Here is a 20,335-nt window from a genome sequence, read left to right on the forward strand (position 1 = left end):
TATCGGCCGCCCGGCTGGATCTTCGGGAGGGGCACCTTTCGTGGCGTCCGGCTCCCAGCCACGCGCACACCGCGTCCGAACTTCCGCCCCGACGTGCCGGGTTCACCGATCGTTCATCCCCGCGCCGCCGCTTCGGCGCAACCCGGGCCTAGCCTCACCGCTGGATTGTTCCGACACGTTGTCGGCGCCCACGCAGCTACTCGGAGGACACTCGTGCGCAAGCTCCTGCCGCTCATCGGCAACCCGCATGGGAGCGGCCGTTCCGCTCTCACCTGCCGCTACCGCTGTGGCGACGCATGCTTCCACGAGGTGCCCAACACCAGCGACAACGAGTACGCGGGCGATGTCATAGCCCGCGCGTACTCCCGCCGCGCGATGCTGCGCACCGCCGCCGTCGTGACGGTCGCCACCGCCGCCGGTACCGCCATCGCCCTCAGCGGCCCGGGCCAGTCCGCCAACGCCGCCCCCGCCGGTGAGGCCGAGGCCGCCGGCGCCGGCAAGAGCGGCGAGGCCGCCCGCGGTCTGCGCTTCAAGCCCGTCGCGCCGAACACCGCCGACCAGGTCACCGTCCCCGAGGGCCACGAGCAGAACGTGGTCATCCGCTGGGGCGAGCCGATCCTCAAGGGTGCCCCGGGCTTCAACGCCGACAAGCAGACCGCCGCCGCGCAGGCCGGTCAGTTCGGCTACAACAACGACTTCCTGAGCCTCCTCCCGCTCGGCGACAAGTACGAGCGCCAGCAGCTCCTCGTGGCCAACCACGAGTACACGGACGAGATCCTCATGTTCAAGGGCTACGACCCGGCCAAGCCGACCCGCGAGCAGGTGGAGATCGCCTGGGCCGCGCACGGCCTGTCCGTGGTCGTCGTCCAGGAGGACCACCGCAGCGGCAAGCTGACCGCGGTCACCCGCCACCAGCTCAACCGCCGCCTGACCGCCACCAGCGAGTTCAAGCTGACCGGCCCGGCCGCGGGCAGCGCCCTGCTGAAGACCTCCGTCGACGCCACCGGCACCAAGGTGCTCGGCACCCTCAACAACTGCGCCGGCGGCACCACCCCGTGGGGCACCACCCTCCACGGCGAGGAGAACTTCAACCAGTACTTCGGCAACGCCGGCCAGGTCACCGACCCGACCGCGGCCGCCCGCCTGAAGCGCTACGGCGTGACCGCCGGCGCCACCGAGCGCAAGTGGGAGCTGTTCGACAAGCGCTTCGACGTGGCGCAGGAGCCCAACGAGTCGCACCGCTTCGGCTGGGTCGTCGAGCTGGACCCGTACGACGTGAACTCCGTCCCGCGCAAGCGCACCGCGCTCGGCCGCTTCAAGCACGAGGCCGCGCAGCCCCGCCTGACCGAGGACGGCCGCCCGGTCGTCTACATGGGCGACGACGAGCGCTTCGACTACTTCTACAAGTTCGTCTCGTCGAAGCAGATGAAGAAGGGCGACTCGCGCGCGGCGAAGGAGCACAACCTCACGCTGCTCGACGAGGGCACCCTCTACGTCGCCAAGCTCACCGGCGACTCCCCGGCCGCCGAGCTCGACGGCACCGGCAAGCTCCCCGCCGACGGCGAGTTCGACGGCACCGGCGTCTGGATCAAGCTCGCCACGGGCAACGTCTCGCACGTCGAGGGCATGACCGCCGAGGAGGTGTACGTCTTCACGCGCCAGGCCGCCGACAAGGTGGGCGCCACGAAGATGGACCGCCCCGAGGACGTCGAGCCCTCCCCGCGCACCGGCCGCGTCTACATCGCGCTGACCAACAACACCGACCGCGGCAAGCCGGGCAAGGAAGGCGCGACCGAGGCCAACCCGCGCAACCTGAACAAGCACGGCCAGATCCTGGAGCTCGCCGAGAACTTCGACAACCCGGCCGGCGACGGCTTCGCCTGGCGGCTCTTCCTGGTCGCCGGTGACCCGAACGACCCGGCGACGTACTTCGCGGGCTTCCCGAAGGACAAGGTCAGCCCGATCTCCTGCCCGGACAACGTGGCCTTCGACCCGCACGGCAACCTGTGGATCTCCACGGACGGCAACCAGCTCGGCTCGCACGACGGCCTGTTCGGCGTGGCGACCTCCGGTGAGCGCCGCGGTGAGCTGAAGCAGTTCCTGACCGTCCCGCGCGGCGCCGAGACCTGCGGCCCGCTCATCCAGGACAAGCGCGTCCTGGTGTCCGTCCAGCACCCGGGCGAGATCGACGGCGCGTCCGTCGAGAAGCCGCAGTCGGTGTGGCCCGACGGCCCCGGCAAGATCGTCCGCCCGGCCGTCGTCTCGGTCTGGCGCAAGGACGGCAAGAACATCGGCGTCTGAGCCGTCCGATGAGCACGCTCGACTGACCGGCTCGAGGGGATGTCGCACGCCGGCATCCCCCCGGGCCGGTCAACTCGCTTCCGGCAGCCGTCCGACGGGCAGCCTGAGGGTGGTCACCGCGCCCCCGCCGGGCGCGTTGGCGAAGGTCAGCTCGATCTCCAGCACGGCCGCCTGGCCGGCCACGATCGTCAGCCCCAGCCCGTGGCCCCGGCCGCGCCCCGGGTCTCCGGTGCGGAACCGCTGAGGGCCCTGCTCGATCAGCTCGGACGGATATCCGGGGCCGTGGTCGCGGACCGCCACCACCGGGCCCTCCACGGTCACCTCGACCGGCGGCCGGCCGTGCTTGTGGGAGTTGACCAGCAGGTTGGCCAGGATCCGGTCCAGGCGGCGCCGGTCGGTGAGCACCACAGCGTCCCGGACCACCCGTACCGTCGCGTCCCGCCCGCTCCCGGTGACCGCCCGGCGTACCGCCCGGCCCAGCTCCACCCGGGCGAGTTCGGCCCGTTCGACGCCGGAGTCCAGCCGGGAGATCTCCAGCAGGTCCTCGGTGAGCAGGTGCAAGGCCTTGAGCCGGTCGTTGATCATTTCCTTGGGGCGGCCCGCCGGCAGCAGCGCCGCCGCGGCGAGCGAGCCCGTGAGCGGGGTGCGCAGTTCGTGCGCCACATCCGCGGTGAACCGTTTCTCCGCCTCCAGCCGGTCCTGGAGTGACCCGGCCATCGAGTCCAGCGCCTGCGCCACGTCCCGTACCTCGTCCCGGGAGCGGGCCGGCCGCCGGTCGTCCCCACCCCCACCACCGTCGTCGGCCGGGAGACCCACCCGCGCGTCCAGGTCCCCGGCGCTGATCCGGCGGGCCACGGCGGCCGTGGTCGCGAGCCGCCGGCTGATCCGGTCGGCGAGGAACAGGCCGGCCAGCGCGACCGCACCGGCCGCGATGATCGAGGAGGCGAGGATCGCCGTGTCGATGTCCCGCAGCCGGTCGCGGGTGTTCCCGTACGGGATCCAGATCGCCAGGGTTTGCTCGTCGGCCGGTGCGGCCGCCCACATGACCGGCTCGTCCCCGCGGTGGCCGACCATGCTGCCGGTGTCCCCGCGCGCGACCAGCTCGCGCAGCCGCTCCGGCAGGCCGGGCGGGTCCAGGGCGACGTTCACGTCGCCGTGGGAGGTGCCGTACTCGTAGTGGCCGAGGGCGTGGTCCAGCTCCGCGTCCGCCTTCGTGCGGACCTCCCCGACGATCTGCCGGGCGACCACGTTGTGCACCAAAATCCCGAGCGCGGCGGCGACCATGCAGCACACTGCCGTGGTGGTCAGGGCGATCTTCCAGCGCAGGCTGCTCAACGCGCGCATCGCGACCCGTCCCCGCTCAGGGGCACGTCCGTGACGGCCGGGCACTCGTCGAGGGTCAGCTGCGAAAGGTTCATGACCCCGGCCCTGGGGTCCCACTCGTAGTCGGAGACGGCCACGTACTTCGGGTTCGAGGTGGGCTCACGCACCGCGAGGTGCTCGGCGGCCACCTCCACGCCCTCCAGCACCGCCCGCCGGGACAGCACCCGGGTTATGGAGCCGTCGTCCCGGACGGTGTAGACGCGCAGTTCGCTGAGCCGGCCGTCGATGTCCAGGGCGGTGATCAGTTCCTCCCGGCCGTTGCCCGTCAGGTCGTGCAGCACTCCGGGGCGCACCGGGCAGTCGGGGCCGCCGTCCACAGCCTGTGTGCAGAGCGCGAGCCGCTGCACCGCCCGGGGATCGACGAGCCTGCCGGTCCCGCCGTCCTGTGCGGTGGCGGCGGTGATGTCGGCGCGTACGACGGCCAGCGCGTCCACGCCGCGCATGCTCGGCCCCGGCGCCTTGGGGAGCCCCGGCACCACGGCGGCCGTCCCCGGCTGCTGGCCGGGGCCCGGCGGGGCGGGCCGGATGTCCTTCCACAGGGTCTTCGGGGCGTGCACCGTGCCGAGGTCGCCCTGGCTGTGCAGGCCCTCCACGTCGGCGCACCCGGCGGTGGCCGCCAGGGCGGCGGCGAGGACCATCACGACCGGGGCGCGGTGCATGTACCGATGCTCTCCCGCCGGGTGGGCCGCGGCCCGGCCGATGGGCCGTTCGGGGGACCCGTCCCGGACACGCCCTAGGGTCAGCGCCCCGGGTGGGCGATGGCGAGGGCCGCGGCGATCTCCTGGTGGACCGGGGCGAGGACCCTCGACTGCTCGCCCTCCGGCTCTGCGTCGACCCGTACCGGGGTCGTGCTGCTGCGCACCCGCTCGGCCAGTTCGCGCAGCTGCCGCACGATCCCCTCCACCTCGCCCGCGACGGGCGGCTCCGCCCCGTGGTTGACCCGGACCCGGGCGGCGGTGGTCGCGTCCACGATGCGCTCGACGGCCACCACGAGCGGCCACCAGGCGGCGGCCCGGGCCCCCGTCGGCGGGGGCTCGGTCAGGGCCCGCTGGAACTCGCTGCGCACGCCAGACAGGTCCCGGTAGATCCGCCGCCTGGCGTGCACGCGGGCGGTGCGCGCCGCCGCGAGCGCGGCCTCGTCCGCGACCGGCGCGAAGGCCCGCTCGACGTACCGGGCGGCGTCGTCCACGGTGTCGGCGAGCCGGTCCCCGATCCGGGTGTGCCAGCTCTCCGGCCACAGCACGTAGCCCGCGACGAGGGCGATGGCGCAGCCGATCAGACTGTCCAGCAGGCGCGGCCGGATCAGGTCGAAGCCCTCGTGGTTGAGCTGGTCCGAGAGCAGCAGGATCACCGGGGTGATCGCGGCGGTCTGGAAGGCGTACCCCTTGACCGAGAAGGCGGGGATCAGCGCGGCGAGCACCATCATCACCGGCACGTCCCACCAGCCCCGCGGCACCTCGGCCAGCACGGCGGCGGCGACGACCAGCCCGGCCGCGGTGCCGACCGCGCGCAGCACGGCCCGCGAGAACACCGAGCCGAAGTCGGGCTTGAGGACGAAGGTGACGGTCAGCGCGACCCAGTAGGACCGCTCGACCTCGATCACGGAGACGAGCGACTGCGCGAGCCCGATGCACAGCGCGAGCCGCAGTCCGTACCGCCAGGAGGCCTCGGAGAACATGGTGTCGCGCACCGCGCGCCGGGCCCGGACCCGCAGGGCGGCCGGCCGGCCGAGCCGGTCGTCGACGTTGTGCAGATCGGGTTCGGGGAGGTACACGATGGCCGCCGCGTGCCGCAGGGCCGAGTCGACGGCCCGCTCGGCCGGGGTGTGCGGTGCGGGCAGCTCGAGTACGGGGGTTCCGGTGCGGCCCTCTTCGACGGCGTCGGCCAGGTCCCGTACGGACGCCGGGATCTCGGGCGGCAGCGGTCGGCCGCGCAGGTGTGCGGCGGGGGCGGCTTCCACCAGCGGGATCACCACGTTGAGCTGGGCCAGCATCCGCACCAGCGAGGGGCTGCGCCCGTGCACCCGGGCACGTCGGCCCAGCACCAGGTCGTAGGCCTGGTTCAGGGACTGGGTGACCTGCTGGCGGCGCTCCTCGTAGACGGGGCCGGGTCCGCCCGCGGCCTCGAGGGAGTCGGCCAGGGCCCGGTAGGTGGCGGCGACGGCCGTGCGCTCCGGCAGGCGGCCGCGCAGCGGCCAGCCCAGCAGGGACAGCGCGAGCACGAACAGCCCGCCCGCGCTCAGCAGCAGGGGGGCCGTCCACCAGGGCTGCGGCAGCGGCAGTCCGGCGCCGATCACGGCGTTGAGCAGGAGCAGCAGCCCGGAGACGGAGGCGACCGTGCCGATCGAGGAGATCATCCCGGAGACCAGGGCGACGAGGGTGAGGACGCCGACGGCCAGCCAGCCGTGTCCGAAGACCAGGGTGCCCACTGCCACGCCCACGGCGCCGAAGAGCTGCGGAACGGCGATGTTCAGGATCCGCATCCGGTAGGCGTCGGCGGTGTCGCTGATGACCCCGGACAGTGCGCCCATGGACACGAGCGCGCCGTACTCGGGCTCGTCCAGGGCGAATCCGACGGCGAGCGGGGCGGACAGCGCGACCGCCGCGCGCGCCACGGCGGCCCAGGGGATCGGCGCGCTGCTCGGCCGCAGCCCTTTGAGCAGCCAGGCGGGCGGGGCCATCGGATGGTGCCGGTCTCGCCCGGACGGTATGTGTTCGGTGCGTTCGGTGCTCATTCCGCTTCCGTGCCGCCGCTCGCGAATCGGTTCTTCTGGGCTCTTCTGCGTCGTTCTGCGTACGTTGGTACCTTCCGAGCTTATGGGGTGCGGCGCAGTCGGCCCGTCAGCCAGGCGCCGAGCGCGGCGGCGAGCCCGATCGCCAGCACCACCCAGGCGGTGGTGCGCAGGAACGCGGTGAGCGCGTCGTACACCGCTCCGGCGGCCTGCCGGTCGATGTCGGCCGGCAGATCGTCCAGCGTGATCCGGCGGCAGACGCTCACGGCGATCCACAGCAGGGCGGCCCCGGCGGCGAGTCCCAGCCCGGTGGCCATCACGGCCTGCCGGCGGCGGACGGCGACCGCGATGGCGGCCGCGGCCAGCACCACGGTCAGCACGGGGAGCCAGACGCCGGCGATCTGGAGCATGCGGAAACCCTTCCGGAGCGCGCCGAGGTTGTCGTACTCCATGACCTTGACGGATATGTGGGTCACCGGGATGCGGTCGGCGAACGGCACGCCGTCGGCGACGAGTTCCCCCTTGACCTGGGCGATGACGGGCGCGAGGTCGATGGTGACGGCGTCTCCGTGGCCGGTGGTGAGTGCCTCGACGAAGGCGGCGTGGGCGGCGCGGTTGGCCGCGTCCCAGGCGGTGCGGTAGGCGGGGGTGCCGGCGAAGGAGCCCAGGGCTTCGCCGAGCAGGGCGTCGACCCCGCTCTGGAAGGGGCCCGCGTCGATCTGTCCGGCGAGGGCGCGGGTGGCCTGGGTGACCACGACGCCCTGGACGGCGGGGTTTCCGGCGAGCGGGGACATGGCGGCGGTGTAGCGGTCGGCGTCGCCCAGCTCGCGGTCGGCCCAGTACGCGACGGCGCTCGCGGGCACCAGGAGGGCCACGAGCGCGATCAGTACCGCCGACAGGATGGTGCGCACGTCACCAGGGAATGCCGGGGCGGGACCCGGCGCGAGCGGTGTTGCTGCGGGTGGGTGGCGCGGCGCCCTTGCGGTTGAAGATCCTGGACATTTAATATCCAGGATATGAGGATGAGCGAGGGCGTCGAGTGGGCGCTGCACAGCTGCGTCAACCTCGCGTGGAGCGGACCGGACCGGGCAGTGTCGGCGGCGCGGCTGGCCGCGTGGCACGACCTGCCCGCGGCCTACCTGAACAAGCAGCTCCAGGCGCTGGCCCGGGCGGGCATCGTCACCTCCGCCCCCGGCCCCCGCGGCGGCTTCCGGCTGGCCCGCCCGCTCGCCGCCATCTCGCTCATGGACGTGGTCGCCGCCGTCGAGGGTCCCGAGGAGGCCTTCCGGTGCGCGGAGATCCGGCAGCAGGGGCCCGGGCGTTCGGAGCAGGGGGCGGCCGCCGAGTGCGCCATCGCGCACGCCATGACCCGGGCCGAACTGGCCTGGCGCAAGGCCCTGGCGGCGCAGGACCTCGACGAGATCCGGCAACAGGCCGAACGTCAGGCCCCCGAGGCCCCGGAGCGGCTCCGCGCCTGGCTCGCCGCGCAGTAGTCACACCACACGTACGGAATCGGAAGCCAAGGAGCTCGGCATGACGCGCAGCATCATCAACCCGGCAGGACTCCACACCCCGACCGGCTACGGCTACAGCCACATCGTGTCCGCCCCCGGCGAGCAGGTCTTCATAGCCGGCCAGTACGGCTCCGACGACAGCGGTCACGTGGTCTCCGAGGACTTCGCCGACCAGGTCGCGCAGGCCTTCGCCAACCTCCGCACCGCCCTCGCCGCCGTCGGCCTCGGCCCGGCCGACGTGGTCCGCATCGGCACGTACATCGTCGGCCACGACGAGCGGAAGCTGGCGGTCCTCCTCAAGGAGCTGGACGCCACCTGGGGCACCGAGCTGCCCGCGCAGACCCTGATCGGGGTGGCCGCGCTCGCCCTGCCCGGCATGCTCTTCGAGGTCGACGCGGTGGCGGTGCGCCCCGCCTGACCGGCCCGGGCGGTTGATCCACTTGCCGGTCGGGGGCGGCGGGTGTGCCCTGGATGATGGGAGAGAGGAGCCCGTCATGGCACATGCGGCACCCACCGCCTCCCGGCGGTACCACCACCGCCCGACCGCGGCGGCCACGGACCACACCGCCAGGAACGCCCTCGTGCGGGCCCTGCTCGCCGGTCTCGTCTACGGGGTCTGGGCCGCTTTCATCAAGCGCCAGATGGGCCCGGTGGACGCGGGCAACGTCTTCTACGGGATCCTGTGCGGCGCGATCTTCGCCGGCATCATGTTCGCCCTCCACCAGGTCGGTCCCCGGCTGATGCGCGAGGTCCACGCCACCGCGTACGGAGCCTTCACCGGCATCGCCGCGGGCTACCTGCACAGCCTGACCAACTCCAGCGTGCTCAAGTCGACCGTCGTCGGTCTCTTCGTCGGCATCGGCGTCGGGGCGACCGCGTTCTACCGGTACTACACGCGCGAGGACTGAGTCCCGCGGAAACTGTGGGTCGCACCGGTTCCCGTGCCCGTGGTCGAACCTCACCTGACCACTCTCCGTTGCCGAGGGCGCGGGAACCGGTGCTCTTTCATGCCTACGCGGCGGAGTCCGCGGGGGCGGGCTGCTGCGGTTCGCTCTCGGGCTCGGCGGCCGAGGCCGGGGTCTTCTGTGACGCGGCCGGGTCGGCGCTCTGGCGTACCGGCGGCGTGAACCGGGCGGCCTCGGCGCGGATCATGGCGTTCAGGGCGGCGTACGGGTCGATGGGCATGGCGGAACCTCACGGTGCTCAGGGGGGGACTGCGCTGCTACGGGGCTTCGGCCCGCTCAGCAGCGCAGGACCACACTCCGCACCGTCCGTGCGGACAGCGCCGGTCCGGCCGTCCGCCACACGGGCGCGGCCACGGGCCGGTCCGGATGTTTCACGTGAAACACCGGCACGGGAGTCCGCCGTACGCCGGGCACCCCGCGCGGCAGCGACCGTACGGCGGCCCGCGCCTCGGGTTCGGCGGCCGGATCGGACTGTCCCTCGGTGGGCTCGGCGGGGGCGGTGGAGGAGGGCCGGGACTCGGCGACCGTCGCCGCGGCCGGACCGGCGCCGAACACGCACAGCAGCACGACGCAGGCCGCCGTCAGGGCCTGGGTCAGGGCCCTGGCCAGGGCCGTGCGCGCGCATCGCCTCCCGCTCATGCGAGGGGTGTGCCCCGACACGCCGGGCGACTCCCGGCCGGGTGCCCAGAAGCCCCCGACCGGCGGAACGAAGACGGCCCCACGGCCGACACGGGGCGGGCGGGTCAGCGGCCCCGGCGCTGCCCCGTCAGCCGGGCCAGTACGGCGGTTTCGCCGCCGACCAGGCGCAGTTGGGACCGTCCGGCCCGGTCCTCGCGGCCGCCGGACGCGCCCGGGGAGAGCCGGATGACGGTGAACACGGCCGTCCGGCCGTCGTCGCGGGAGATCTCGACGGTCCGGCCCCGCTGAAGCCCGGCGAGGTCCAGGCCGGCTCCGCTGATCACGGCGGTTCCGGCCGACCCGGGTGCCGGTCCGCCGGTCTGCCAGGAGGCTTCGTCCCGGCCGTCGTTCCCGTCGGTCCCGTCGGGACGGTCGGTCGAGCCGGTCGAGCCGGTCGCGCCGGTCCTCCCGGTTCCGTCGGGCGAGCCGGTCACCGGAACGTCGATGCCCAGGCTCGGGACGCGCAGCCGCAGCGGCCGTGCGGCCCGCAGGGGTCCGGTGACCGGCCGCAACGGGCCCGCGGCCGTCCTCGGCGACCGTGCGCCGTGCCCGGGGACGTGCTCACCGGCATGCTCCCGCTGCCGGGCCAGACGCCGGTGGTCGGACAGTCCCAGCGCCCGCGAGGGCAGTGCGTCGTCGGTGGTCGCGGCCGCGGGGGCGGCGCCCTCGGTGCGTTGCAGCGCCCCGATCCCGGTGGCCAGCAGAACCACCGTCAGCGCGGTGACGACCGACTTGGCGCGGGGCATGCGAGTCCCTCCGGTCCGGCTCGGGCGGCCGGGTCATGTGAGCAGTGGATACCTCCTCTGCCCGCCGGCACCCGGTGAAACACGGGAGACTGACGGAACGTCACGGGCGTGTCGCTAAATGATCCCGGCGTTTTCCCAGCTGGCGGCCGGTCCGGCCACCGAGCCCCGGGGATGGAGCACCGTACGCCCGAACGGGTGGGATGCGCACGAGCGCCACGAGCGCCACCAGCGCCACGAGCGGCCGCCGGTGGACGGCGGTCGACGTCAGGTCGTGACCAGCGTCGCCGTCGCCACGCCCATCAGGACCGCCGCGAGGTGGACCGCCGGGTGGCCGTAGTCGCCGGACCACAGGTGGCGGGCCAGGCCGCCCAGCGCGGCCAGGGCCGCGATCACGCCGATCTGGCCGAAGAGTGTGACGGCGGTGAAAGGGGCCAGGAGCAGCAGGAAGGAGTTCAGCCAGAAGGGGGCAGCGCCCGTCCAGCCCCGCCATTCCCTGATCGCCGTCGGCATGAACTACCGGCCCCCTCGTCCACTCGTCGTCAGATCGTCGGCTGCACAGCCTTCTTGGCTGCGGCGATCGGCACAAGGGCCCGTTTCGGCTAGAGAACCGGAAGGGCGGCTGGAACTCGTCCACGCAGCGCAGCGGCCCGGACCCCGCGACGCGGTCCGGGCCGAACGGAGCGGCAAACGGAAGGTGTTACGCGACGATCCAGTCGGAGGTGGCGATCACCGGCTGCACGCCGTCGCGGTGGACGGTGCCCTCGATGAGGCCGTACATCCGGTCCGCCGCGAAGTAGACCTCGTTGTCGTTCTTGAGGCCGAAGGGCTCCAGGTCGACGAGGAAGTGGTGCTTGTTGGGGAGGTTGAGGCGTACCTCGTTGACCTTGGGGCAGTTGTCGAGCACGCGCTCGGCCATCTGGTTCAGGGTCTGCTGCAGCGAGTACGAGTACGTCTCCGCGAAGGCTTCCAGCATGTTCTTGCGGACCTTCTTGTACGACTGGTCCCAGTCGTAGGAGGCGTCGTCGGCGGCCAGCGCCGAGTGCGCCCAGCGCGCGGTGACCTTGGTCGCCAGGATGCGGTCGTACGCCTCCTGGAGGGTCGTGTACTTGTCCTTGATGTAGCCGTGGAACTCGGAGTTGGTCGAGTTCATCACCGTCAGGTCCTTCAGACCCGAGATGACCTGGAGGCCCGTCGTCTCGCTGTACGTGATCTGTGCGGTGCGCACCTCCTGGCCCTTGCGGACGAAGGAGTGCTGCTCCTTGCGCGTCGGGACCGGGATGCGGTCCCACACGTACTCCTCGATGCGGATCTGCGCCTCGCGGATCGGCTGCTGAGAGGAGACGAAGTGCTTGGCGAGGAGGATGCCGAAGGCCTCGGGGGAGTCGATGCCGTGTTCCTTGCCGAAGGCGTACACCGTGTTCTTGGTGGTGTCGGTCGGCAGGCAGTTGGCGTTGTCGCCGGTCAGGTGGACGTCGCGGAACTCACCGCGGAGCGCGACCGACACGTTGAGGTCGCGGATCTCGTGCCACGAGCCGTCGCCGCCCTTGCGGGTGACCTTGACGATGCGGTTCTCGGCCTTGCCGTACTGGTTCTGCGCGAGGACGTGCTTGCTCATGCCTGTCTTCCTTCGGCTTCGGGAACACGGAGTCCGGTCGTCTGGATCCCGTACGCCCGGCGTCCAGCGCCCGCCCGAAGGCGTCCCGCTCCCCGCCGTTCGGCCCCGGAGGACCGCCCCGGGACTGACGTGCATCCCGGTCCGTAGGTGCTTGTTCGTACTCACGGATTGCAGCATGTGTACGGCGGGTTAACCACCGTACGGATCCTCCGAACACCAGCACCCACGGATTGGGCGACTCCACAGATCCGCAGGTCAGGCCATGTGCGCATCCGCGACCGAGAGGGCCTCGTCGAGGATCTCCAGCCCCTTGGCGACGTCCTGCGCCGAGATGTTGCAGGCCGGTGCGACGTGGATGCGGTTGCCGGCGACGAGCGGCCAGAGCCCGCCCTTCTTGCAGGCGGCCCCGAAGGCGGCCATCGGCGCGTTGTCCGCCCCGGAGGCGTTGTACGGAACCAGCGGCTCGCGCGTCGCCGCGTCCCGTACGAGTTCCAGAGCCCAGAAGGTGCCCAGGCCGCGGACCTCCCCGACCGAGGGGTGCCGCTCGGCGAGCGCGCGCAGCCCGGGACCGAGCAGCTCGGCGCCGGTGCGGGCGGACTGCTCGACGATGCCCTCCTCCTCCATGACGTTGATCGTCGCGACGGCGGCGGCGCAGGCCAGCACGTGTCCGGAGTACGTCAGCCCGCCCGGGTAGGGCCGGCGCGCGAAGGTGTCGGCGATGGCGGCCGAGATGGCGACCCCGCCGAGCGGCACGTATCCGCTGGTCACGCCCTTGGCGAAGCACAGCAGGTCGGGGACGACGTCCCAGTGCTCGGAGGCGAACCACCTGCCGGTGCGCCCGAAGCCGACCATGATCTCGTCGAGGATGAAGACGATGCCGTAGCGGTCGCAGAGCGCGCGGACGCCGGGCAGGTAGCCGGTCGGGGGCACGAGGACGCCCGGGGCGCCGCCGACGGTCTCCAGGATGATCGCGGCGATGGACTGCGGGCCCTCGAAGACGATGGTGTCCTCGAGGTGGCGCAGGGCCCGCTCGCACTCCTCGGCCTCGGTGGCCGCGTAGAAGGGCGAGCGGTAGGCGAAGGGGCCCCAGAAGTGCACGACGCCTGCGGTCGCGGTGTCGTTGCCGAAGCGTCGGGCGTCACCGGTCAGGTTGATCGCGGTGGAGGTGGCGCCGTGGTACGAGCGGTACGCGGACAGCACCTTGGGCCGGCCGGTGTGCAGCCGGGCCATGCGGACGGCGTTCTCGACGGCCTCGGCCCCGGCGTTGGTGAAGAAGATCTTGTCGAGGTCGCCCGGGGTGCGCTCGGCGATCAGCCGCGCCGCCTCGGAGCGGACGTCGACGGCGAAGCCGGGCGCGACCGTGCAGAGCCGCGCCGCCTGCTCCTGGATGGCCGCGGCGACCTTCGGGTGCTGGTACCCGATGTTGGTGTAGACGAGGGCGCTGGAGAAGTCGAGGTAGCGGTTGCCGTCGTAGTCCCAGAAGTACGATCCCTCGGCCCCGGCGACGGCGAGCGGGTCGATGAGTTCCTGCGCCGACCAGGAGTGGAAGACGTGCTTCCGGTCGGCGGCTTTCACAGCGTCCTTCGCGGCGGCGAGGTCGTGAGCTTCTGCGTTCATGAAACGAGCGTAGTTGTCCAGGATGTGGACGGCGGGTCGCCTCCGGCGTCGACGGCGCTCGAGCGGATTGGATCTTAAATTATCGTATGGCGGAACTTTGTTTCCGACATGCGAAATTCCAGGGGAGGGGTGTCCGGCGGCGGCCGCCCTAGGATTGGCAGCCCGGGGTAGGGGTACATGCGGCGCGGAGAGGCGCGGAGACGGGAGGCCCTGTGGCCGAGCAGACGCGGAGGCTCGTTCTCGGCGGCGCCACGACCGGTGTCGTGGGCCGGTGCCGGGACTTCACCCGCAAGGCGCTGGCCGACTGGCAGTGGCCGGGGGAGGCCGAGTCCGTGGAGGACGTGCTGCTGCTGGTCTCCGAGGTGATCACCAACGCCTGTCTGCACGGCGGCGGCCCCCGGGAGCTGGTCCTGCGGCACAGCCCCGAGCGGCTGCGCGTGGAGGTCAGCGACGACAGCCCCGAGCCGCCGAGGCGGCGGCTGCCCGGCGACCGCGCACTGCCGGGAGGACACGGGCTGATCGTGCTGGAACGGCTCGCGCGCAGCTGGGGCTCGGTGCCGTCGCAGGACGGCCGGCCGGGCAAGACCGTCTGGCTGGAGGTCCCGGCGGGCGGTCGCCCCCAGAACACCCCCTAGCCGGCCGCAGGCACCGCCTTGTCCTCGTCGTCCGTCCCGTCCGTCCCGTCCGTCCCGTCCGCCTCGTCGGGGTCGGTGAGCAGCCCGGTGCGCAGCTGCTCCAGGGTGCGGGTCAGCAGGCGGGACACGTGCATCTGCGACAGGCCCAGCCGGTCGCCGATCTCGGACTGCGTCAGCTCCTGCCCGAACCGCAGGGAGAGCAGGGTGCGGTCCCGCTCGGGCAGGCGGGCCAGGATCGGCTTGAGGGACTCCAGGCACTCGATGCGGTCGTACGCCGGCTCCTCCTCGCCGAGAGACGGCGGGTCGGCGCCCGAGTCCCGGTCGCCGTCCTCCTGGGCCGGGGCGTCCAGGGAGCGCGCGGAGTACGCGGACGCGGCCTTGCGGCCCTCCGCCAGCTCCTCGGGCGTGACGCCCAGCTGCCTAGCGAGCTCGGCGTCCGTGGGCTCACGGCCGAGTTCCTGCTCCAGGACGTCGTGTGCCTTGGCCGTGTCGATCCGCAGCTCCTGGAGCCGGCGGGGGACCTTCACGGCCCAGCTGGTGTCCCGGAAGAACCGCTTGATCTCCCCGGTGATCGTCGGCATCGCGAACGAGGTGAACTCCACCCCGCGCTCCGGGTCGAAGCGGTTGATGGCCTTGATCAGGCCGATCGTGCCGACCTGGACGATGTCCTCCATCGGCTCGCTGCGGCCGCGGAACCGCCGGGCGGCGTACTTCACCAGGCTGAGGTTCAGCTCGACCAGGGTGTTGCGGACGTAACTGAACTCAGCGCTGCCCTCCTCCAGCTCGGCCAGCCTCCGGAACAGGGACACGGAGAGGGCCCTGGCCTCGTGGGTTGCGACGTCTGTGAGGTCTGTACGGTGCATGGCGCTGCGCTCCTCCGACGAGCGGCCCCGGGGGGACACCCGGGGGTGCGTCGTCGCGCTGTCTCGCGCTGTCTCAGGGGATATACCCGCCGGAATTACCGCGTACCCACCCAACCGCCTGCCATGGGCCGAGGGGCGATCCCGCCCCGTATCAGCGATCTGTCAGCGGCTATCAGGGGCTCTCAGCGGTCTCTCCGCGGTCTGTCAGGACCCCCGCTCATGGTGACGACATCACAACGGAGCGACCGCGAAACGAGTGGACACCATGACCCAGATCCCGACCCGCGCGACCCGGCCGGCGGCCATCGCCGCCACCGGGCTCCGCAAGTCCTACGGAGACAAGACCGTCCTCGACGGCATCGACCTGCACGTCCCGGCGGGCACGATCTTCTCCCTGCTCGGCCCGAACGGCGCCGGGAAGACCACCACCGTCCAGATCCTCTCCACCCTCATCGCCGCCGACGCCGGCCAGGTCCGCGTCGCCGGGCACGACCTGGCCGCCGCGCCCGACTCCGTACGCTCCGCCATCGGCGTCACCGGCCAGTTCTCGGCGGTCGACAAGCTGCTCACCGCCGAGGAGAACCTCCGCCTGATGGCTGACCTGCGCCACCTCGGCAAGGCGGCCGGCCGCCGCCGAGCCACCGAGCTGCTGGAGGCCTTCGACCTGGCCGACGTGGCCGGGAAGGTGGCCATGACCTTCTCCGGCGGAATGCTGCGCCGCCTCGACCTGGCGATGACCCTGATGGGCGGCCCGCAGATCATCTTCCTCGACGAGCCGACCACCGGCCTCGACCCGCGCAGCCGCCGCGCGATGTGGCAGATCATCCGCGGGCTCGTCGCCGACGGGGCCACCATCTTCCTGACCACCCAGTACCTGGAAGAGGCCGACCAGCTCGCCGACCGCATCGCCGTCCTGGACGGCGGAAAGCTCGTCGCCGAGGGCACCGCGCACGAGCTGAAGCGGCTGGTCCCGGGCGGGCACATCCGCCTGGAGTTCACCGACGCGGCCGGCTTCGAGCGCGCCGCCCGCACCCTCGGCGAGGTCTCCCGCGACGAGGAGAACCTCACCCTCCGCGTCCCCAGCGACGGCGGCGTGCGCTCGCTGCGCTCCCTGCTCGACCGGCTCGACGCCCAGGCGATCGAGGTCGGCGGCCTCACCGTGCACACCCCCGACCTCGACGACGTCTTCCTCGCCCTGACCGGGCAGACCATCCCGACCCAGGACAAGGAGTCCGTGCGATGACCACCCACGCCGCCCCCGCCCCCGCCAAGCACCTGTTCCGCGACTGCACCACCATGCTGCGCCGCCAGCTGAAGCACGCCCTGCGCTACCCCGGCCTCTCCATCGGCACCATCGCCGTACCGGTCGTCTTCCTGCTCCTCTTCGTCTACGTCCTCGGCCGCCCCCTCGCAGCGGGCATCGGCACGGGCGCCGCCTATATCAATTACCTGGCCCCCGGCATCCTCCTGATGACCGTGACCGCCGCCTCCACCTCCACCGCGGTCTCCGTCTGCACCGACCTCACCGAGGGCATCGTCGCCCGCTTCCGCACCATGGCGATCTCCCGCTCCTCGATCCTCGTCGGGCACGTGGTCGGCAGCTTCATCCAGACCATGGTCAGCGTCGGCATCGTCATCGGGCTCTCGCTGCTGATGGGCTTCCGCCCGAACGCGGGCCTCACCGGCTGGCTCGCCGCGCTCGGCCTGATCGCCCTGCTCACCTTCGCCGTCACCTGGCTGGCGGTCGCGCTCGGCACGCTCAGCAAGACCCCCGAAGGCGCCAGCAACATCGTCATGCCGCTGGCCCTCCTGCCCTTCATCGGCAGCGCGTTCGTCCCCACCGACTCGATGCCCACCGTGGTCCGCGTCTTCGCCGAGTACCAGCCCTTCACCCCGGTCATCGAGACCATCCGGGCCCTGCTCATGGACACCCCGGCCGGCAGCGACGGGATCGCCGCCGTCGCCTGGTGCGTCGGGATCGCCGCGGCCGCCTGCCTCTGGGCGAACAAGCTGTTCAACCGCCCAGCGTGACCCGCGCCAGCTCCCGTACGTCCTCCATGGCCACTCCGCTCCCGCGATGCGCCGCCTCGGCGAAGTACTCCTCGTACTTCTCCCCGAGCGCGGCGCGCGCCGCGTTCTCCACCCGCTGCGCGTCGGGCCGCGAACGGTCCGGCCCGCCCCGCACCGCCAGGGCCGTCGCCAGCAGCCGCGCCGCCTCCCGCGGCCGGTCCAGCCGCACCGCCTGGTCCGCCACGCCGACCAGCACCTGGGCGACCGTCGGGGCGTGCAGGGAGCCCACCGCCAGGCCCAGGGCCTCGGCCCGGTGCGTGGCTGCCGACGTCAACTCGCCCTCGGCGGCGTCCAGATGGCCGAGGGTGTCGAGCAGCAGCGCATGGAACACCTGGTGGACGGCCACACCCCGGATGCCCTCCCGGGCCCGTGCCACATCGGCCCGCGCCTGAGCCGGCTCCCCGCTCCAGCGCGCCAGATCCGCCCGGCCGTGCGCCGTCGTGGCCAGCGCCTCCGGCCAGCCCGCGGCCCGGGCGTCCCGCTCCGCCCGCGCCATGGCCGCGGCGGCGGCCGCCGGATCCCCGGCCAGCCAGTACAACTGGGCCTGCTTGACCCGTGCGTGCAGCTGGTCCTCGACGATCCCCATCTCGCCGATCACCGCGATGGCCTCCTCGTAGTGCCCCAGCGCCGCGCCGAAGTCGCCCCGCTGGGCGACCAGATCGGCCAGTACGGTCAGCGCGAAGGAGATTCCCCACCGCTCCCCGACCCCCCGGAACCCGGTCAGGGCCTCCTCGATCTCGGCCTCCGCCTCGGCGGGCCGGCCGCCCTCCCCCAGCCGGGTCCGCGCGCCGCCCAGCAGGGCCTGCGCCCGTACCCACGGGTCCTCGTCGGCCAGCAGCCCGGCCCAGGCGTCCACCGACGAGGTCCCCCGCTCGCCTTCGCCGCCCAGCAGCCGCTGAAGCGGCTCCATGAACCGGACCACCGGATGCCGGCTGCCCGTCCGTCCGGCGAGCAGCAGCCCCCGGCGCAGCGTGTCCGCGGTCTGCTTGTCGTCACCGAGGCCGGCCGTGGCGAACAGCACGGCCAGCGCGCAGGCCAGCGCCCGGTGCTCCTCGTCCTCGGCCGACTCGGGCTCCCCGGCGGGCAGCGGCAACGCCAGGGCCCGGCCCGCCAGTTCGTTGCCCTCCGCCTTGTGGCCGCTGAGCCACCAGTACCACCCGGCCGCCGCGACCAGCCGTACGGCCTCCCGCGCCTCGCCCGCCGCGATCGCGCCGCGCAGCGCCGCGTTGAGGTTGTCGTGCTCCGCGGTGAGCCGCGCGAGCCACTCCAGCTGCTCGGCCCGGCGCAGGTACGGGTCCGCCGTCCGCGCCAGCTGCGTGAAGTACGCGGCGTGCGCCCGCCGGATCCGCTCCTGCTCCCCGGCCTCCGCGAGCCGCTCCAGACCGTACGCCCGGATCGTCTCCAGCATCCGGTAGCGCCCGTCTCCCGCCGTCACCAGCAGGGACTTGTCGGCGAGCGAGGTGAGCAGGTCCAGTACGCCGTACGCCTCGACCGGGCCGCCCGCGCACACCCCCTCGGCGGCCTCCACCGTGGCGCCGCCCGGGAAGGCGGCCAGCCGGCGCAGCAGCGCCCGCTCCGCCTCCGTGAGCAGCTCCCAGCTCCAGTCGACCACCGCCCGCAGGGTCTGGTGCTGTCGCGGAGCCGTCCGCGCCCCGCCGGTCAGCAGCCGGAACCGGTCGTCGAGCCGGGCGGCCAGCTGCCCGGCGCTCATCGTGCGCAGCCGGGCCGCGGCCAGTTCGATGGCGAGCGGCATCCCGTCCAGCGCCCGGCAGATCCGGATCACCTCGGCGGCCGTCTCCTCGGTGACCGCGAAGTCGGAACGGGCCGCCGCCGCCCGGTCGTTCAGCAGTCGGACCGCCTCGTACGACATGGCCTCGGCCGCGTCCGCGCCCTGGGGCGGCAGGGCCAGCGGGCGCACCGGCCACAGCGCCTCGCCGGTGAGACCGAGCGGCTCCCGGCTCGTCGCCAGGATGCGCAGCCCGGGGCATTCGCCGAGCAGCCGGTCGGCCATCGCGGCGGCCGCCTCGACGAGGTGCTCGCAGTTGTCGAGCACCAGCAGAGCGGTACGGGTGCGCAGCGCCGAGCCGAGCCGGTCCAGCGGGTCGCCCGCCGCCGGCGCGTGCTCCCGCAGGCCCAGTGCGGACAGCACGGCCTGCGGTACGTCGGCCCCCGCGCTCAGCGGCGCCAGCTCCACCAGCCAGACGCCGTCGGGGAACCGGCCGAGCAGCGGGCGCGCGCTCTGGAGGGCCAGCCGTGTCTTGCCGGCGCCGCCCGGCCCGGTGAGCGTGGTGAGCCGGAACCGGCCGATCAGGGCGTCCACCCCGGCGAGGTCCTCGTCCCGGCCGACGAAACTGGCCAGCGCGGCCCGCAGGTTGGTCGGCGGCGGCGGGGCGTCGGCGGCGCCGGCGGCTTTCGGTGCGGCCGCCGCCGGGCCGGGAACGGCAAGGGGAACGGGAACGGAAGCGGGAACGGCTGCGGGCGGCGCGGTCAGCTCGCCGCGCAGTACGGCGGTGTGCAGCGCCGACAGCTCCGGTGACGGGTCGGCGCCGAGTTCCTCGGCGAGGACCTCGCGCGCCCTGCCGTACGCGGCCAGCGCCTCGGCGGGCCGTCCGGCCGCGACCAGGGCCCGCATCAGCGCACCGACGAGCCCTTCCCGCAAGGGGTGTTCGGCGATCAGGGAGCTCAGCTCGCCGGTCAGCTCCCGGCCGCGCCCCACCCGCAGATCGGCCTCGATGCGGTCCTCCAGGACCGCCATGCGCAGCTCGGTGAGCCGGGTCACCGGCGCCCGGAAGAAGTCGGAGGCGGCCACGTCCAGCAGCGCCGGCCCGCGCCACAGCCCGAGTGCCTGCCGCAGCAGCGCCGCGGCCTCGCCGGGGTCGGCGGCCAGCGCGCCGCGTCCGGCCGCGGCCAGCCGCTCGAAGCGGACCACGTCCACCTGGTCCGGTTCGAGGACGAGGCGGTAGCCCGCCGGATGCGATGCGATCTCCACGCCGGGCAGCGCCCGCCGCAGCCGGGACACCAGCCCCTGCAGGGCGTTCGCGGCGCCCATCGGGGGATCGCTCTCCCAGATCCCGTCGATCAGCAGCTCGGAGGCCACCACCCGGCCGGGTTCCAGCGCCAGCAGGATCAGCAGGGCCCGCAATCGCGCCCCGCCGACCCCGACGCCGCCCCCGTCTTCGCCCCGTACCTCCAGGGCCCCCAGCATCGAAATGCGCAT

General features: G+C 73.1%; 19 protein-coding genes. 7 read left to right on the forward strand and 12 right to left on the reverse strand.

The genetic code is table 11. The features are described 5' to 3' along the window. Nucleotides 1-213: 213 nt before the first annotated feature. The gene (locus tag JIW86_RS21445; RefSeq protein WP_257555483.1) at nucleotides 214-2,301 is read left to right on the forward strand and encodes a PhoX family protein; all 2,088 of its coding nucleotides are present in this window, start codon (nucleotides 214-216) and stop codon (nucleotides 2,299-2,301) included. 69 nt (nucleotides 2,302-2,370) lie between these two features. On the opposite strand, the gene JIW86_RS21450 is transcribed toward JIW86_RS21445, so the two are convergent. From JIW86_RS21450 to JIW86_RS21465, 4 genes are all read right to left on the reverse strand, one after another. Further along, nucleotides 2,371-3,645, reverse strand: coding sequence for a sensor histidine kinase (locus JIW86_RS21450; RefSeq protein WP_257555484.1), 1,275 nt, complete (start codon nucleotides 3,643-3,645; stop codon nucleotides 2,371-2,373). After that, on the reverse strand, nucleotides 3,633-4,343 hold the full coding sequence (locus JIW86_RS21455; protein WP_257555485.1) for a hypothetical protein: 711 nt from the start codon (nucleotides 4,341-4,343) through the stop codon (nucleotides 3,633-3,635). Before JIW86_RS21455 ends, JIW86_RS21450 begins: the two co-directional genes overlap by 13 nt. An 80-nt stretch (nucleotides 4,344-4,423) precedes the next feature. Continuing rightward, nucleotides 4,424-6,364, reverse strand: coding sequence for an FUSC family protein (locus tag JIW86_RS21460; protein ID WP_257559385.1), 1,941 nt, complete (start codon nucleotides 6,362-6,364; stop codon nucleotides 4,424-4,426). A 134-nt stretch (nucleotides 6,365-6,498) separates the two neighbouring features. Beyond that, nucleotides 6,499-7,326, reverse strand: a complete 828-nt coding sequence (locus JIW86_RS21465) for a hypothetical protein (protein WP_257555486.1) — start codon at nucleotides 7,324-7,326, stop codon at nucleotides 6,499-6,501. 111 nt (nucleotides 7,327-7,437) lie between these two features. Here JIW86_RS21465 and JIW86_RS21470 point away from each other — a divergent pair, with 111 nt between their 5' ends. From JIW86_RS21470 to JIW86_RS21480, 3 genes are all read left to right on the forward strand, one after another. Next, complete coding sequence (locus JIW86_RS21470) at nucleotides 7,438-7,908, forward strand: RrF2 family transcriptional regulator (RefSeq protein ID WP_257555487.1); 471 nt, start codon at nucleotides 7,438-7,440, stop codon at nucleotides 7,906-7,908. Nucleotides 7,909-7,948: 40 nt separating this feature from the next. After that, entirely contained in the window at nucleotides 7,949-8,347 is a 399-nt protein-coding gene (locus JIW86_RS21475; RefSeq protein ID WP_257555488.1) for a RidA family protein, read from the forward strand. 76 nt (nucleotides 8,348-8,423) lie between these two features. Next, nucleotides 8,424-8,837: a hypothetical protein gene (locus JIW86_RS21480; protein WP_257555489.1), complete on the forward strand. Its 414-nt coding sequence runs from the start codon at nucleotides 8,424-8,426 to the stop codon at nucleotides 8,835-8,837. Between the two features lie 103 nt (nucleotides 8,838-8,940). On the opposite strand, the gene JIW86_RS21485 is transcribed toward JIW86_RS21480, so the two are convergent. The 6 genes from JIW86_RS21485 to JIW86_RS21510 all read right to left on the reverse strand — a co-directional run bounded on the left by JIW86_RS21485 (nucleotide 8,941) and on the right by JIW86_RS21510 (nucleotide 13,550). Continuing rightward, nucleotides 8,941-9,114, reverse strand: a complete 174-nt coding sequence (locus tag JIW86_RS21485; protein ID WP_257555490.1) for a hypothetical protein — start codon at nucleotides 9,112-9,114, stop codon at nucleotides 8,941-8,943. A gap of 56 nt (nucleotides 9,115-9,170) precedes the next feature. Next, a complete protein-coding gene (locus tag JIW86_RS21490; RefSeq protein WP_257555491.1) occupies nucleotides 9,171-9,533 on the reverse strand; it encodes a hypothetical protein in 363 nt (120 codons plus the stop codon). Nucleotides 9,534-9,637: 104 nt separating this feature from the next. Further along, nucleotides 9,638-10,318, reverse strand: a complete 681-nt coding sequence (locus tag JIW86_RS21495; protein WP_257555492.1) for a class F sortase — start codon at nucleotides 10,316-10,318, stop codon at nucleotides 9,638-9,640. 264 nt (nucleotides 10,319-10,582) lie between these two features. Next, nucleotides 10,583-10,828 carry a hypothetical protein gene (locus tag JIW86_RS21500; protein ID WP_215146131.1) on the reverse strand — a complete coding sequence of 82 codons (246 nt, stop codon included), beginning with the start codon at nucleotides 10,826-10,828 and terminating at the stop codon, nucleotides 10,583-10,585. A 187-nt stretch (nucleotides 10,829-11,015) separates the two neighbouring features. Continuing rightward, a complete protein-coding gene (gene pucL, locus JIW86_RS21505) occupies nucleotides 11,016-11,933 on the reverse strand; it encodes a factor-independent urate hydroxylase (RefSeq protein ID WP_215146132.1) in 918 nt (305 codons plus the stop codon). Between the two features lie 255 nt (nucleotides 11,934-12,188). Next, nucleotides 12,189-13,550, reverse strand: coding sequence for an aspartate aminotransferase family protein (locus JIW86_RS21510; protein WP_257555493.1), 1,362 nt, complete (start codon nucleotides 13,548-13,550; stop codon nucleotides 12,189-12,191). 212 nt (nucleotides 13,551-13,762) lie between these two features. Here JIW86_RS21510 and JIW86_RS21515 point away from each other — a divergent pair, with 212 nt between their 5' ends. Beyond that, the gene (locus JIW86_RS21515; RefSeq protein ID WP_257555494.1) at nucleotides 13,763-14,185 is read left to right on the forward strand and encodes an ATP-binding protein; all 423 of its coding nucleotides are present in this window, start codon (nucleotides 13,763-13,765) and stop codon (nucleotides 14,183-14,185) included. On the opposite strand, the gene JIW86_RS21520 is transcribed toward JIW86_RS21515, so the two are convergent. After that, the gene (locus JIW86_RS21520; RefSeq protein ID WP_257555495.1) at nucleotides 14,182-15,048 is read right to left on the reverse strand and encodes a SigB/SigF/SigG family RNA polymerase sigma factor; all 867 of its coding nucleotides are present in this window, start codon (nucleotides 15,046-15,048) and stop codon (nucleotides 14,182-14,184) included. The two genes, JIW86_RS21515 and JIW86_RS21520, sit on opposite strands and share 4 nt — an antisense overlap. A gap of 265 nt (nucleotides 15,049-15,313) precedes the next feature. On the opposite strand from JIW86_RS21520, the gene JIW86_RS21525 reads away from it, so the two are divergent. Beyond that, complete coding sequence (locus tag JIW86_RS21525) at nucleotides 15,314-16,291, forward strand: ATP-binding cassette domain-containing protein (protein WP_257555496.1); 978 nt, start codon at nucleotides 15,314-15,316, stop codon at nucleotides 16,289-16,291. Further along, nucleotides 16,288-17,079 (forward strand): ABC transporter permease, encoded by a 792-nt coding sequence (locus JIW86_RS21530; protein WP_257555497.1) that lies wholly within the window; start codon nucleotides 16,288-16,290, stop codon nucleotides 17,077-17,079. The genes JIW86_RS21525 and JIW86_RS21530 overlap by 4 nt, the downstream gene beginning before the upstream one ends. On the opposite strand, the gene JIW86_RS41450 is transcribed toward JIW86_RS21530, so the two are convergent. After that, a complete protein-coding gene (locus tag JIW86_RS41450; RefSeq protein ID WP_263862068.1) occupies nucleotides 17,063-20,335 on the reverse strand; it encodes a BTAD domain-containing putative transcriptional regulator in 3,273 nt (1,090 codons plus the stop codon). The genes JIW86_RS21530 and JIW86_RS41450 overlap by 17 nt on opposite strands.

The organism is Streptomyces sp. NBC_00162, from assembly GCF_024611995.1.
Classification (GTDB): domain Bacteria; phylum Actinomycetota; class Actinomycetes; order Streptomycetales; family Streptomycetaceae; genus Streptomyces.

Coding starts and splice junctions, on each gene's coding strand:
- JIW86_RS21470 (WP_257555487.1), top strand. CDS start 7,438: ATGAGCGAGGGCGTCGAGTGGGCGCTGCACAGCTGCGTCAACCTCGCG.
- pucL (WP_215146132.1), bottom strand. CDS start 11,933: ATGAGCAAGCACGTCCTCGCGCAGAACCAGTACGGCAAGGCCGAGAAC.
- JIW86_RS21455 (WP_257555485.1), bottom strand. CDS start 4,343: ATGCACCGCGCCCCGGTCGTGATGGTCCTCGCCGCCGCCCTGGCGGCC.
- JIW86_RS21510 (WP_257555493.1), bottom strand. CDS start 13,550: ATGAACGCAGAAGCTCACGACCTCGCCGCCGCGAAGGACGCTGTGAAA.
- JIW86_RS21450 (WP_257555484.1), bottom strand. CDS start 3,645: ATGCGCGCGTTGAGCAGCCTGCGCTGGAAGATCGCCCTGACCACCACG.
- JIW86_RS21500 (WP_215146131.1), bottom strand. CDS start 10,828: ATGCCGACGGCGATCAGGGAATGGCGGGGCTGGACGGGCGCTGCCCCC.
- JIW86_RS21475 (WP_257555488.1), top strand. CDS start 7,949: ATGACGCGCAGCATCATCAACCCGGCAGGACTCCACACCCCGACCGGC.
- JIW86_RS41450 (WP_263862068.1), bottom strand. CDS start 20,335: ATGCGCATTTCGATGCTGGGGGCCCTGGAGGTACGGGGCGAAGACGGG.
- JIW86_RS21480 (WP_257555489.1), top strand. CDS start 8,424: ATGGCACATGCGGCACCCACCGCCTCCCGGCGGTACCACCACCGCCCG.
- JIW86_RS21530 (WP_257555497.1), top strand. CDS start 16,288: ATGACCACCCACGCCGCCCCCGCCCCCGCCAAGCACCTGTTCCGCGAC.
- JIW86_RS21525 (WP_257555496.1), top strand. CDS start 15,314: ATGACCCAGATCCCGACCCGCGCGACCCGGCCGGCGGCCATCGCCGCC.
- JIW86_RS21460 (WP_257559385.1), bottom strand. CDS start 6,364: ATGGCCCCGCCCGCCTGGCTGCTCAAAGGGCTGCGGCCGAGCAGCGCG.
- JIW86_RS21485 (WP_257555490.1), bottom strand. CDS start 9,114: ATGCCCATCGACCCGTACGCCGCCCTGAACGCCATGATCCGCGCCGAG.
- JIW86_RS21495 (WP_257555492.1), bottom strand. CDS start 10,318: ATGCCCCGCGCCAAGTCGGTCGTCACCGCGCTGACGGTGGTTCTGCTG.
- JIW86_RS21490 (WP_257555491.1), bottom strand. CDS start 9,533: ATGAGCGGGAGGCGATGCGCGCGCACGGCCCTGGCCAGGGCCCTGACC.
- JIW86_RS21520 (WP_257555495.1), bottom strand. CDS start 15,048: ATGCACCGTACAGACCTCACAGACGTCGCAACCCACGAGGCCAGGGCC.